This is a genomic window from Halalkalibacter lacteus, from assembly GCF_036663595.1.
GTDB classification, from domain to species: domain Bacteria; phylum Bacillota; class Bacilli; order Bacillales; family Bacillaceae_D; genus Halalkalibacter; species Halalkalibacter lacteus.
Genome location: NZ_JAWRVL010000438.1, coordinates 1 through 238 on the forward strand (window position 1 = coordinate 1; position 238 = coordinate 238).

At 62.6% G+C, this 238-nt stretch carries 1 pseudogene; it reads right to left on the minus strand.

The features are described 5' to 3' along the window. A pseudogene (locus tag SAZ04_RS22945) lies at positions 1 to 197 on the minus strand (hypothetical protein); the annotation flags it as partial. Positions 198 to 238 lie beyond the last annotated feature (41 nt).

Below are 238 nucleotides of genomic sequence, written 5' to 3' on the forward strand. Positions count from 1 at the left end.
TTCGTGGCCTCGAGGTTCCAGCCATCGTGCTGCACGGTCTGATAGTGCCAGACGTACTCGCCGGTATCCGCATTCACTGCAACGATTGAATTGGAGAACAGCTCATCGCCTGCATCGCGCGCGCGCTCGAGGGGATTCCACGGAGCGGGGCCGCCGGTTCCGAGGTAGAGCAGGCCGAGTTTCTCGTCGTAGGTCATCGCATCCCAGGGGCTCACGCACCCGTGCGTCTTGCTCCAGT